Origin of the sequence: Mesorhizobium sp. C395A (assembly GCF_030323205.1) — a bacterium.
In the GTDB taxonomy this organism is placed as follows: Bacteria; Pseudomonadota; Alphaproteobacteria; order Rhizobiales; family Rhizobiaceae; genus Mesorhizobium.
In genome coordinates this window covers 5,707,072-5,720,191 of the sequence record NZ_CP100473.1, presented here as the reverse complement: position 1 = coordinate 5,720,191, position 13,120 = coordinate 5,707,072, and the positions used below count along the sequence as shown (strand labels likewise).

The 13,120-nt window shown below is 61.2% G+C and carries 7 protein-coding genes and 1 pseudogene; 3 read left to right on the top strand and 5 right to left on the bottom strand.

What is annotated here, in order from left to right; all coding sequences use genetic code 11:
* Positions 1 to 60: 60 nt before the first annotated feature.
* The 3 genes and pseudogenes from NLY37_RS30835 to NLY37_RS27725 all read right to left on the bottom strand — a co-directional run.
* A pseudogene (locus tag NLY37_RS30835) lies at positions 61 to 186 on the bottom strand (ferredoxin); the annotation flags it as partial.
* Between the two features lies 1 nt (position 187).
* On the bottom strand, positions 188 to 1,477 hold the full coding sequence (locus NLY37_RS27730; protein WP_023829755.1) for a cytochrome P450: 1,290 nt from the start codon (positions 1,475 to 1,477) through the stop codon (positions 188 to 190).
* 91 nt (positions 1,478 to 1,568) lie between these two features.
* Positions 1,569 to 2,771, bottom strand: a complete 1,203-nt coding sequence (locus NLY37_RS27725) for a cytochrome P450 (protein ID WP_023687324.1) — start codon at positions 2,769 to 2,771, stop codon at positions 1,569 to 1,571.
* A 1,650-nt stretch (positions 2,772 to 4,421) separates the two neighbouring features.
* On the opposite strand from NLY37_RS27725, the gene NLY37_RS27720 reads away from it, so the two are divergent.
* The 3 genes from NLY37_RS27720 (at position 4,422) to NLY37_RS27710 (ending at position 7,736) form a co-directional block, all read left to right on the top strand.
* Positions 4,422 to 4,955 carry a peroxiredoxin gene (locus NLY37_RS27720; protein WP_023741921.1) on the top strand — a complete coding sequence of 178 codons (534 nt, stop codon included), beginning with the start codon at positions 4,422 to 4,424 and terminating at the stop codon, positions 4,953 to 4,955.
* 69 nt (positions 4,956 to 5,024) lie between these two features.
* A complete protein-coding gene (gene rpoN / locus NLY37_RS27715) occupies positions 5,025 to 6,461 on the top strand; it encodes an RNA polymerase factor sigma-54 (protein ID WP_023829758.1) in 1,437 nt (478 codons plus the stop codon).
* A gap of 57 nt (positions 6,462 to 6,518) precedes the next feature.
* Complete coding sequence (locus NLY37_RS27710; RefSeq protein WP_286440891.1) at positions 6,519 to 7,736, top strand: MFS transporter; 1,218 nt, start codon at positions 6,519 to 6,521, stop codon at positions 7,734 to 7,736.
* A gap of 632 nt (positions 7,737 to 8,368) precedes the next feature.
* Here the strand turns inward: NLY37_RS27710 and NLY37_RS27705 are convergent.
* Complete coding sequence (locus tag NLY37_RS27705; RefSeq protein ID WP_023741918.1) at positions 8,369 to 11,839, bottom strand: ATP-binding protein; 3,471 nt, start codon at positions 11,837 to 11,839, stop codon at positions 8,369 to 8,371.
* Positions 11,836 to 13,095, bottom strand: coding sequence for a metallophosphoesterase family protein (locus NLY37_RS27700; RefSeq protein WP_023672189.1), 1,260 nt, complete (start codon positions 13,093 to 13,095; stop codon positions 11,836 to 11,838). Before NLY37_RS27700 ends, NLY37_RS27705 begins: the two co-directional genes overlap by 4 nt.
* Between the last annotated feature and the right edge of the window lie 25 nt (positions 13,096 to 13,120).

Genomic DNA, 13,120 nt, shown 5'->3' with positions numbered 1-13,120 from the left:
GACCCGAATGGCGGCGACCGGGCACTGGTTGGCCGCAAGCCGCACGGCGGCGTGCAGCGCCTGCGGGACCGTCGCCACGCACACTTCGGCCACCCCGTCCGGTTCGCGCCGGCGAAAGGCGCCCGGCAGCGTCAGCACGCACTGCCCGGTAGTTCCGCACAGATCCTGATCGACCACGACGCGCATCTCAGCCCTCCTGCCGATGCAGCCGCACCGGCAGCGCGCGGAACGTCCTAAGGAACGCGGAAGGCTCCCGGGTCGGCTGCTCGGCCAATGCCAGCGTGGGGAAGCGCGCCTGGATCCGCGGCAGGCTCTCGGCCAACTGCACCCGGGCCAGTTGCGCACCAAGGCAGAAGTGGATGCCGTGGCCGAAGGCCAGCATGATCTTCCCGTCGATCGATATGCCAGGACTGGTGCCGTAGAACCGCACGGGATCGAAGCGGTCCGGATCGGCGAAGGCGTCCGGGTCACGATTGCCGGCCGCGATCAGAACGCGCACGTCCGCGTTCTTCGGGATCACCACGCCGCCCAGTTCGATGTCGCGCTGGGCGATACGCGGAATGGAGCTGAACATGGCGGGCGCGTCGTAGCGCAGGGCTTCTTCGACGAATGCCTTTACCCCCATGGCATCTCCTTTCAGCCAGTGCCGCTGTTCGGGATACGCCAGCATCGCCAGGACAGCATGGCCGATGGCCGCGGCAGTGGTGGCGAAGCCGCCCAGCAACATGCCCCAGAGCATGCTGATCAATTCCGTATCCGACAGCATCTCGGCATCGCCGTCGTGTGCGCCGACCAGCATTGACACGATGTCGTGGCTGGAATCGGAGCGCTTGCGCTGTATGAGGTCGCCGAAGTAGGCCTGAACCCTGGCGCTGGCCGAGTCCGCCGCGGCGAGCTGGGGATCGCTGGCGTGCGGGCTCAGGCCTTCCAGAATGGCGCTGATGCCGGTGACGAGCCCGAGAATGTCGTCCGGGGGCATGCCGAACAGTTCGCCGAAAACCAGCATGGGCAAGGCCAGCGCGAATTCCTGATGCAGGTCCACTGCCTCCCCGCGCTCCAGTGCGGGCGCCATGCCGTCCAGGCGCGCTGCGACAATGCGAGCGATGGCCGGCCTCAGCTTGTCGATCTGGCCGATGGTGAAATCGCGCGAGATCAGCCGGCGCAGACGCGTATGCGTTGGAGGTTCCTTCATCGCCAAAGTGGACGCCAGCAGACTTAGCGACAGGCTGGTCGCCGCACGCGGGAAATAGCGCGCCAGTTCGCCTGGTGCCGGCCCCCGAAAAGCATCGCCAGTGGCTTTAAGCGCCCAGTAGATGTCGGCGTGGCGGCTCAACAGAAAGAGGCCCGACGCCGCGCGATGTACCGGATCGTGCTCGCGCAACCACCGCATGAATGGGTACGGGTCCTGAATGCACGCTGGCGACGCGAGTTCGGCGAAGGCGTCCCGGCATGCTGCCGTGGTTTCTTGCACGTCCATCTTGGTCACCTGTTGGTTGGCTGATCTGATCGGCGCGCGGCAGGGGCGCCGGCAATTCGAGGACATCGCGATTCCTCGTGGCGTCCGCGCATCACCAGAGCACCGGGAACTCCACGAACCCGCCAGTGATGATCTCCTTGCGCAACTCCAGTTCTTCGGGCGCCACCGCCAGGCGCAGCGCGGGAAAGCACTGGAAGATCGAACCGAACACCGCTTTTAGTTCCAGCCTGGCCAGCGCCAAGCCGATGCAGCTGTGCGGCCCGTAGGAGAACGCCAGGTGCGGGTTTTCGTCACGTCCGATGTCGAAGATTTCCGGGTCGTCGAAATGGCGCGGATCGAACGACGTCGCCGGCAGGCCGACCAGCACCTTGCTCTCTGCGGGAACATGCACGCCCGCGATGGTCACGTCGGTCCTCGGATAGCGCATGATGCCGTCCCAGCCGGCGCCCGGCGGGTACATGCGCAGGATTTCCTCCACGGCCTTGTCCACCAGGGATGGATCGCCCACCAGGCGTTCGCGCTGTTGCGGATGGCGGAACATGGCCAGCAGGCCAAATTCGATCTGTGCCACGGTGCTCTCGTGCCCCGCCACCAGCATGCCTGCCGCCAGGCCGATCGCCTCTTCCTCGGTCGCCTTGCCCTGGTCGACCGCCGCGAGCAGATCCGTCAGCACGTTGTCGCCCGGATCCTGGCGCTTGTCCCGCATCTTGCCGCGAATGTAGGCGCGGAGTTCTTCCCAGGCCAAGCGCGACGCGCTTCGCGGGCCGCTTTCATGCTGGTGCGTCATCACCTCGTCGGACAGCCCTGCAAAGAAAGCGTGATCCTCGTAGAGCACGCCCATCAGCGCGCCAATTACCATCGCAGGAAGCGGAAAGGAGAGGTGGCGCCGCAGATCGGCGGGCTGGGGCTGGGCCGCCAGCGTCTCGAACAACTGCGCGGCGATCGCCTCCACCTGCTGCGCGAGCTGCTTCACCCTGCCGTTGCTGAAGGCCGGCGCCACGATCGTGCGTAGCCGCGTATGCTCGCCCCCCTCGTGCGAGACCAGCCATCCTGGCGAACCGAGAATCACCGAATCCGGGGTGAATGCCGCCGGCGGCATTCCCGCGGGCCGGAACGCCGCGTCGGTCAACACCGCCTTGGCCTCGTCATAGCCTGTGACCCACCAGCCTTCGTGCCCGGACGGGAAGCGCACGTGGTGGATCGGACCATTGGTGCGTAGCGCCAACATCTCGGGCGATGGCTCAATGTGATCGAGGCGCCACATCGGCAGCGTCGGCAAGGGTTGTTCGGACATGGTGGCACTTCACTCAATAGCGAGGGCGGAAGGTGACCGGCGGGCGCTGCGGCAGCGAAGACCTAAGACGGCATATAGATGACGTCCTCCGAAGGCAGACCGATTATCAAGAACGGCTAACGCGTAACTGTCTAGGCACATCGCGCGGCGAGATGCGGAACGTTATCTTGCACCTTCTAGGTCAGGACAAAGTCGGCGCGGTGGGCATTTGAGCCGCCGCCGGCCAAGCTTTCCTGCGCAAGGGTCGACAAGGGCGGCGAGCAGTTGGGTAAGGGCGGTTTCGCCGAGCACACCATGCCCATAGACGCTATCCGACGCGGATTTGACATTTTGCTTTTCTTTCTTCGTTCCATTCGTGCCATCCACGAAATGAAAGTCGGTCGGCGGCTCCCGGCCCGCAACGAAGAGGCTTCAAAACTCGTGCCAATTTGGCCGACCGAAGAAAAAAATCTGTGATGCTTTTAGGGGCTTAGCCTGAGGCCAGAGAAGAGCTAGGCGAAATAGGCCGGTGTCGCGGGCCAACAAAGGCGACCGAACAGTGTCGGACAGAACGCCTCGGCGACCTTTAGGTCGGGCTTGCGACATTCTGGTCCAGTTTCGAACATAAGAGGGCGGCAAACAGACACGATTGGGGAATTCGATCCTCACGGGGCCAAGGCGCTTGCCCAAGAGCGCGCGCTCGTGTTGCCGCGACAGGCGCGTGTTCGCGGTGCCTGCGCACCCATGAATGCTAGCGGCACACGCTACGCAATGACTGGAGTGCCCGCCAGCCTCAGGTAGTGCATCGGCTCGGCTTCCGGTCTTCTTTGCCCAGCCGGGGCCGAAGCGCCGAATATCCGCACCACACAGCATCGTTGTTGCCTGTGTGACGAGGCGGTTAAAGCGCGCGCCCGATCTTCCAAGACACGGCCTCCGAGAAGGAGGGGCGGTCCAACGGCACCTCTATTCCAAATGGCACGCCGCTTGCTGCTCCTGGTTAGAGCACCATCAAATCACGATGAAAGCGACTTGTGCCATGCCCGATACGCGAAGCTCTAGACCGTGGCCTGAGGAGACGGTGCCCCTTGCAGCTGAACATCGGGGCATCGTCTCCTCCGGAAGTCCGTTCTGGATGGCCGCTTTGCGCATGGCTGGTCCGATGCCGGCACGCCAACACGGGCCGCGCGCGCAAATGCGGTTTGCCGGTTCTGTTCAGCATGTGAGTGCCGAAAAGCCTTGTCAAAGGGTCGTCACCCAAGCCAAAGCCGGCGGGTCACTGCCACATATCGACAACATGCTGAACCAGTCCAGTGACGCGGAATCCAGTGAAGCGGGTCTGTTGCGTGAAGTGACATTTCAGGCCCCCACATGCTTTGCGATATTGGCTCCTTCCGGCCGCTATCCCTTTTCCAAACGCACTATCGCTAGTGACCGATCCCGCTTCCGGCGCCATAGCCGTGGAAAGCAACCGGCTCGACGGTGTCCAGCTCGCTCAGATCGATTGCGTTCGGGTGGCCAAGACCAACCGCCAAGACGTTCCCATACGTCGGGAGGGAAAAAAAGGAGGTTGCGAGCCGCGAGGCCCTCATCCGTGCCGGGGATACGAGCCTTTGCCCGGTATTGCGCCAGCCTCTGCCAGAATTCAGCGCAGTCTTCTTCAGGAGCAACTTGATGACAGTTCGAAACAAAGTTCCCTTCGTCACCTTTCTCACGCGTGTTCACGATAAGTCAGTCCAGGGGCCAAATCCATATCGCTGGCAAGAAAAAACATCTGACGACTACTTTGCCGGCAAGCGGGTCATCCTGTTCTCGCTGCCGGGCGCCTTCACCCCGACCTGCTCGACCTACCAATTGCCCAAGTTCGAAGAGCTCTATGATGAGTTTGCGAAGCAGGGAATTGACGCGATTTACTGCCTCTCAGTCAACGATGCCTTTGTCATGAATGCGTGGGGGAAGTCCTTGGGCCTGAAGCAGGTCCAGCTCATCCCCGATGGCTCAGGCGAGTTCACACGCAAGATGGGCATGCTGGTTGCCAAGGACAATCTCGGATTCGGGATGCGCTCATGGCGCTACGCCGCCCTGATCAACAATGGCGTGGTGGAGCACTGGTTCGAGGAGGAAGGTTTCTCCGACAACTGCGAGGCCGACCCGTATGGCGTCTCATCCCCGCAAAACGTTCTCGAAACGATGAAAGCCGCCGCATGACCTAGAAAACGTCTCACTGGCGCCATTGCAGGCCCCAAGAGGCTCCTCGACGGGATTATCGCACACACCATGCAATCTTCAGCAAGCCTGTTTCAGCGCCAGAAGCAATCCATCGTCGCATCGCCTCAACTCATTGAGTCGATTCGCTTGCTGCAACTGGCGCATACCGAACTGCATCAGTTCGTGGAGGGGGAAATCGAGAAGAACCCGCTCTTGGAATCTGCGTCAAACGATGGCGGGCCTTTTGACGATGCTTCGATTTCGGGAGCGGATCAGCCTGTCGGCTTTGGGGCAAACGCCGTTGGAGGTCCGACCGGGGCAGGGTCGCCTGAACGGCTCGGGCAATGGAAATCACTTCGCAACACGACCAACAACCCGCCGGGCAATGGCCCTTCCCTCGACGAGTTTGCCACACTCGCCGAAACATTGCACGACCATGTCGCTCGTCAGATCGCCCTCACTGCGTTCACACCACAGGAGCGGCTGATCGCTGGCCAGCTTGCCGCCGATCTGGAAGACACTGGCTACCTTCGGGCAAACCTTTTGGAGCTGGCCGAGAGCCTAAATGTCCATGAGGCTGTTGTGGAACGGGTTCTCGGAACCTTGCAACAATTTGATCCACCGGGAGTTTTTGCGCGAAGTCTCAGAGAATGCCTCGAGATTCAGTTGCGCCAGCGAAACCGGCTCGACCCAGCAATGGCAGCTTTGGTTGCCCATCTTGAAATGCTTGCGCGACGCGATTTTGAGGCGCTGAAGCAGCATTGCGGCGTCGATGAAGAAGACCTTCTCGACATGATGCATGAGGTTCGTGCGCTCGATCCAAAGCCTGGGAACAGATTCCAATCCGGTGCCTCTGAATCAATCATACCCGACGTCTGGGTCACACCCTCGCCGCAAGGCGGGTGGCAGATCGAACTTGATCCCGCCACGCTGCCGAAGCTGCTGATCAACCAAACCTACTATGCCGAAGTCACGCGTCAGACTGCCCAAAATTCGAAAGATCAAGCATTTCTCGAAGAATGCTTGCAAAACGCGAACTGGCTAATCCGCAGCCTCGATCAGCGCGCCAAGACGATTGTTAAGGTTGCGGCTGAAATCGTGCGTCAGCAGGATGCCTTTTTGGAACATGGCGTCGCCCACCTGCGGCCTCTCAATCTTAGAACCGTCGCTGACGCGATCGGCGTGCACGAGTCGACGGTAAGCCGGGTGACCTCGAACAAGTACATGCTTACCCCGCGCGGCGTTTTTGAACTGAAGTATTTTTTCACCGTCGCGATCGCGTCCTGCCAAGGCGGCGATGCGCACTCCGCCGAAGCTGTCCGGCATCGGATCAAAGCGATCATTGCCGCAGAATCTCCCGGCGACGTGCTTTCCGACGAGGACATCGCTGTCCGGCTGAAGGAAACCGGCATTGATGTTGCGCGCCGCACCGTCACAAAGTATCGCGAAGCAATGAACATCCCCTCCTCAGTGCAACGCCGCCGGGAAATGCGCTTGTGTTTTTAGATTTGGGTCAAGGCAGCCTACATCACCTTGCATTGCATCAAAATGGAGGCTTCGTTCATGACCCGATCCGCAGCAGGCGTCATGAACGCTGTTCTGCACGACCCAGAAAAGCCTGTCCCACCGTCTGGTCCCGCATGGGGTGCAATCATTTCGCTTTCCTTGGGCACCTTCGGGCTGGTCACGGCAGAGTTTCTGCCTGTCAGCCTGCTCACGCCCCTCGCGCATGATCTCGCTATCAGCGAGGGAGCGGCTGGACAGGCGATGACGGCGACAGCTATCGTCGGGGCGATCTCGGCGCCGACGGTGGCCATCATCACAAAGCGCCTGGACCGCAGGACCGTCATGTGGAGCATGACGCTGCTGCTGATCCTGTCGGACGTTCTGGCGGCCGGCGCGTGGTCGCTGGCGGTTCTCCTGACTGCACGCGTCGTGCTCGGCATAGCGCTCGGAGGCTTCTGGTCGATGTCGGCAGCACTGGCGATGCGGCTCGTTCCAAGCCACCTCCTGCCTCGCGCTATGTCGATCATCCTCACCGGCGTTTCCGTAGCTACCGTCTGCGCAGCTCCAATCGGCGCTTATGTCAGCGATATCTGGGGATGGCGAAGCGCCTTCATGCTCGCCGCAGCCGGCGGTGTCGCTACACTGCTCGTGCAGCTCATAACCATTCCGAGACTGCCTCCGATTGGAGTGACTAGCGTCCGCAGCCTGCTGGATGTGGCAAAGATTCCGATGGTCAAGGTTGCGCTTTTTGTCATCCTGCTGGTCGCTTCCGGCCACTTCGCCGGAATCACCTATATCCGCGCCTTCCTCGAAAAGATACCCGCGCTTGACGTCGAGACGATCTCGCTTGTGTTGCTTGCTTTTGGCATCGGCGGATTCTTCGGCAATTTGGCCGGCGGGCTTCTGGCCGAGTACAGTCTCAAGGCAGTCGCGGCCCTTGCACCGCTGCTCATAGGGATAGCGGCTGTTTCGCTACTGACGGCGGGAGCATCGGCCTTCGCCTCGGGGATTGCGGTTGGCGCGTGGGGCTTTGCCTTCGGCGCGGTGCCGGTGGGATTACAGACGTGGATGGTGCGGCGGGCCGTTCCCGAGCAGGCCGAAAGCGCCGGTGTGCTGATGGTCGTAGCATTCCAAGTGGCAATCGCAGCCGGCGCGATTTTCGGCGGGCTATTGGTGGAGAATGCGGGGATCGCCAGCGCCATTGCCTACAGCGCTGTTGCCACGTTCGTCGCTGCCCTCATAGTTTTCCTGCTCGGCCCGAAGCGCGGAACCTAGATCGCCTGACAGGAGAGATCTCAGCAGCGCAGCGGGACGAGAGGTCCAATCGCATGCACGGCGCGGCGCGATCCTCCGCTTGCGGGCGATGCCCCGACGGGAGCGACTGGCTCGCCTTCGATAATGCCTTTACTCTCTTGACGAATGCTCTGGCGGATCGATCTGTCGTATCGTTCGCATACCATCAGCTTGCCTGGCCACTCACCCTTTGACACGGTGCCTATCCCTCCGGGGCAGCACGAATGCATTTTCGGCGAGCGTCCTAGCCCTGAACGACCTGATCTTATCCTTGTAGTGCTGGGCGGGTTACGCCCCTTGAACTGAACCCATATTGTGGGCGCACCTGCCGATCCAATTCGCCCTTAATCGTCTCGAAGCGACGTAAACGTACCCGTCATTGGCTGCAACAAAGTTGCATTCTTCGGCGCAATAAGCCTGCTTACTCGAAATGCCCCGCCACCGAGAGGCGGGTCATCCGCGCTCCGCCCGGAGTAGTCGTTCATCCACGCAACATTGCAGAACAAAATAGGCATTTCTCAGCCTCTATGGGACGTCATGATGGATTCGATCGAAGGTTCCTATGTCAGCCGAGTTGGTTAGTTGAACCGTTTTGACGCGAATTCTAATCGAGCCTAATCCAGCTGGTGAATGGTAGATTGTGGCACAACAGCCTTGGCGATTTCACATAGGTGCTTGTGGTGCGTGAGATAGATGACCTGACCTGTGTTCGCCATCTCCCCAAACAATCTAAAAACTTCCTCCGAGCGAATATGGTCAAAGGTTTCCATGATGTCGTCGGCGATGAAGGGAACCGAGGGCCGGAATTGGGCGAACTCGTAATAACCGGCGAGCCTCAGTGCTAGGTAGAGCTGAAAGCGCGCGCCCTTCGAAAGCGCTTCAGCGAGCTTGGATTGCCCGTCGCGCTGCACCGCGATGAGAACCTCCTCGCCTTTGACGGGCTGGGTTGTAAGGCCTGAATACTGGCCACGGGTCATTAGCTTGAATGCGTCTGATGCACGCGCCATCATCCCCGAACGGTGGTTCTCACGGTAGATCCGCAAAGCATTTCCAGCCGACATGATACCAAGTTTCAGCTCAATGTAGCGAACGGCCTTCTCCTCGATTTCCAACAGGGTTGTGCGCCGTTCGGCATCCAGGCGGGCAACCGCGCTGTCACCGCCGATGGCGTCCAACTTGTCTGCCGCGCGGGTCTGTCGGATCAGCTGTTGCTGGATGATTTCATCGAACTGGCGAAGCCGCTGCTCGCCCTCAGCCTTCTCGACCGCGAGGCTGTCGAAATCGATCGCGTCCAGGATCGAGCGTGCCTGGTCGAATCCATCGACTGCGAGTTCCGCCACTACCCGTTCCTCAAGTTCGGCGACGGTAGTGCGCAAGCCGTCGCGCTCACGCAGCAGCTCGTCGCGTTCGACTACCTCGGACAGAGTGGCGACGCCAAAGACGCCCAGCACTTCATTCTTGCGGCGTTCGTGTGCCGAAATCTCGGTGTCGAGGATTTCGCGCGCCTCCTTGAGGCGCTTCAGCTCGTTGCCGAGGCTTGCCTTCGTTTCACGTGTCCGCTCGGCACGCTCCAGGCGCTCGGCAAGGCGGGTGGCCAACTGCTCCGGCTCGCCATCCTTCGTCGGCTCGTCGGCTTCGACCGCAACGGCGATGACCTCGACCAGAAAATTGGCCCTGTCGGCCTCCATCTTGTCGATACGCAGCTGCAGATCCTCCCGTTCCTGCAGGCTTCTTGACAGTTCGGCCAATTGATCGAGCACAGCGCCAACGCCTGACGCGGACAGACCGCTTTCGAGCCACGTTCCCTTGAGCGCTTCGGTAATGCCGGCCAGCCATTCCTCCTCGCGACGCTCCGCCACCCCTACCGCAACCCGTCGGGCAGCTAGATCCTCTTCTTTGGAACTCACCATCCTGAGCGCCTCGGCATACTCGGCGTCCACCTTGCGCTGCCGGTCCAGAAACAGCTCCGCGATGGCCATGATTGCTTCGAGGGTGTCGCCGGGCTCTGATACTATGCCGACACTTTCCAGCGCCGCTCTCATTTCCAAGTGTATCTGCTCGCCGGCGTCAGCGGCTCGCTCGGCTTTCAAGCGAGCAAGTTCGATCTGCTCCCAGGCAGCGAGCGCATCGCTGCGCGCCTCGATCTGATCCTCGATCCTTTCGATCAGGCGCTCAGACGAAGGTTCCAGGGCTTCTCCGAGGAGGTCGCTGGCGGCCACACGGATTTCCAACAATTGGGTATCCGCATCCTTGACGAGCTGTTGGCTTTGGATGCCGTTTCGTGACAGGTTGGCCGTGGCCTCGGCCAGGGCACGCGTCATTGCCCGGATCTCGGCCAGATCCGCCGCGCCGGCCAGCCGGCCTGCGCTGGCAACGTCATCGCGCGTCAGTGCCACGGCGAAATCGTCAGCGGTGTCACCAGTCAACACTGCGCGGTGCGTTGCCCACGCATCATCGCGGAGACGGCGGATGGCGGCAGCCGCTTCATCGTCGACAACGTCGACCGAGGCTCGAAGGGCATCCAATCGTGCGGCGAGCATTGCATGGTGGCCCTCGTATTCGGCGAGGCGTTCGGCAAGCACCGCGGTGTTCCTTGCCAGTACTGACGCTACTGTCTTCCAGGCGGCAATCTGCCCGGCGCTCGGAACCGCAACGTTGACGAGAGCGAGGGCATCTCCGTTCCATGGACGCAAGCGAGCCAGCGATGCCTTCCATCGGATTGTTCCCGCATCTCCCGCCTCGCGAGCCGTCTTGATCTCTGCCTTGTGTCCGCTTGCTCGCGCTTTCGACAAAGCCGAGCCCAGCCTTGCCCTGGCGGGTTCGGGCACCGCCCTTTCCTCGCCGACCCGCTGCCTTGCCACCTGCAACGCATCGAGTGCTGCCGCCGCCTCGTCGCGGGCGGCGCGCGCGCCCGTAGCAATACCGGACCTCTGCTCGACCATAGCGCGAACGACGCCAACTGTGACGGCAGGCAGAAGCAGTGCGGCAGGATCCGGCTCGGAAGACCGGCCCAAGGCGGCAAGGCAGCTTGCCACGGTGTTGTTGAGGATTTGCAGCCCCATCCTGCGAGTGGGCAAGTCAAAGCCAGCCGCGGTATGGCGCACCTTGCCCTCCGCAAGGCTGCGAATGCGTTCGGAAATCGACAGGATCCGTTCGTCCTCGTCGACCGCAGTGACTTTTGCCGACAGCCGCTCGACCTCATCGATGTTTGCGGACAGTCGCGTTCTGAGGCTGGCATCGTCATCGATTAGTTCGGTGACACTTCCCGTCCATGTCCGGGCTGGGGAGGTGATGTCCGGCAGCTGATCCAGCCGGGCAATCTTGCGGCGCATATCCGCCAGCATCGGCGCAGCACGTACGTGACGAGCAATGGTATCCAGCCTGGCCACCAGCACCGCCCGATCGCTGATGGTTCGGCCGTACTGCTGCGATGCATCGAGACGTTCGGCCTCCAGCCCCTCATAGGTCGATGCAAGTGTGTCGATCGCATCCCTGCGCGACTTCACGTCAACAAGGCGCTTCTTCAGCAGCGCCAGTTCGGTGCCATGCGCCTGCTTCCGATACAGCGCGTCTGCTTCGGCCTCGAGGGCGTTCAACGTATCGCTTGCGTTCCCAAGACCGGCGCTGGCCGTGAAGAGGAGCTTGCCGAGGTCGCCCCGCGATTCCAGGATCGATTTTCCGCCGGCTTCCAGCGTCTCGTCATCGAGTGAAAACATAGTCGTGTAAGCGTCACGCGACAGTCCGGCGAGATGCGCCGTGATCGCCACCTCGCTCATTGATTGGCCCGTCGCGTTCAATAGCGAATTAGTACGCTGTTTCGTACGCGTGAACGTGTGCTCGGAGCCGGCCAGTTCCAGAACCCCACCGATGCGCATGGCGCTGTACTCATGCAGGAAGTTGTAGCGGCTCCGTTCCTCGATGCCGAACAGCAAATCTAGATAGGCGGAAAGCGCTGTCGATTTGCCGGCCTCATTCAGGCCAAACACGATATGCAGATCAGGTCCGGATTCCGGTTTGGGTCCGAAGTCGATCGTACCATCGGTGAACTTTCCATAGCGAATGAGGTCAAGGCGCTGCAGCCTCATGACGCTCCACCGGACTTAAGGCGGGAAGTCACCAAGTCTGCGCCCTTGGAAAGCACCTGATCGAGGAACCGTTCCAGCCCGGCTTCGTCCTTCCCAGCAAAATCCCGTCCGTCGGCCGGAAGGTCGGCGACCATCCTTTGGACGAACGCCCTCGCCTCGGCGCGGAAGGTATCCGAGGTGGCATCGGCGCGCATGGATTGCTCGAGTTCGAAAATCGGATCAGCAATATCCTCGGCCGTCTCCGCCCGAGGTGGCGCGAGGTCAAGCTCGAGCTTCTCCACCCACGTATGGCCTAGCTGTTCCGCAGCCTGTTCGGCTTCGGCAAGAAGGAGATCTCTGTCGCGGATCAGCGCCCATAACAATGGTGATGTTCCTGTTAGGCCAACGCGGGCCACAGCATGACGCGACCGGACGGCGGCCCGCATCTCTTCGAGTGCGTTTCGAACACGCGCGACGGCCTCGGACCACTCCACTGCTCCCGTAAGGTCGACGCTGACCCTTTCGAACTGCGCAACGCTGGTCAGCCTTTCCTCGATCTCCACCGAACGGTCGTCTCGCACCGTCACAAGGGTGACTGATTTCTCGCCGGCCTCGTTGATATCCCTCCCCTGCGGTATTCCCGGCATCACCACCGTGCTTGCGCCGGAATGGACTTGGCGAAGATGAATGTGGCCAAGCCCCCAATAGTCGAAACCGTGGGCGTGCAGGTCAGCGATGCTGCAGGGCGCGTAAACGTCGTGACCGGGCGATCCGGCCAGACTGGTATGCATGATGCCAATATTGACGGCTCCTTCGCGAGCAGCCGGATATTTGGGCAGCAGGCTGTCCGGCGCCTTAGGGTTCGCAAAGCTCAAACCATGGAAAACGACGTCCACACCGCCGGCTGTCTGCAATACCGACTGAGCACGACCGCCAAAAATGGTCACGGTGTCAGGAAACACCAGCTGTTTGGAAATCCGCGACAGGGCGTCATGATTGCCGCGGATCTTGAAAACCCTGATGCCGGCCTGGTGCAGGCGTGTCATCTGCGCTGCCAGGAACCGCGCCGTCTTCATCGAGGTTTGATCACCATCGTATAGGTCGCCGGCTATTACCAACGCATCCACGCGTTCCTCTAGGCAGAGATCCACTATCGAAACGAATGCCTGGCGGCTGGCGTCGCCCACGAGCCCGGCAAGATCGGGATTACGCATCGCGAGCGAACGCAGCGGCGAGTCGAGATGAATATCGGCCGTGTGTACGAATCGAAATGCCATTCGGCCTCCGCCAGCAAAAGAGGTG

What these genes read in the sequence shown, in the direction of transcription:
- NLY37_RS27730 (WP_023829755.1), bottom strand. Translation starts at nt 1,477, where the DNA reads ATGGACGTGCAAGAAACCACGGCAGCATGCCGGGACGCCTTCGCCGAA.
- rpoN (WP_023829758.1), top strand. Translation starts at nt 5,025, where the DNA reads ATGCAATCTTCAGCAAGCCTGTTTCAGCGCCAGAAGCAATCCATCGTC.
- NLY37_RS27725 (WP_023687324.1), bottom strand. Translation starts at nt 2,771, where the DNA reads ATGTCCGAACAACCCTTGCCGACGCTGCCGATGTGGCGCCTCGATCAC.
- NLY37_RS27705 (WP_023741918.1), bottom strand. Translation starts at nt 11,839, where the DNA reads ATGAGGCTGCAGCGCCTTGACCTCATTCGCTATGGAAAGTTCACCGAT.
- NLY37_RS27720 (WP_023741921.1), top strand. Translation starts at nt 4,422, where the DNA reads ATGACAGTTCGAAACAAAGTTCCCTTCGTCACCTTTCTCACGCGTGTT.
- NLY37_RS27710 (WP_286440891.1), top strand. Translation starts at nt 6,519, where the DNA reads ATGACCCGATCCGCAGCAGGCGTCATGAACGCTGTTCTGCACGACCCA.
- NLY37_RS27700 (WP_023672189.1), bottom strand. Translation starts at nt 13,095, where the DNA reads ATGGCATTTCGATTCGTACACACGGCCGATATTCATCTCGACTCGCCG.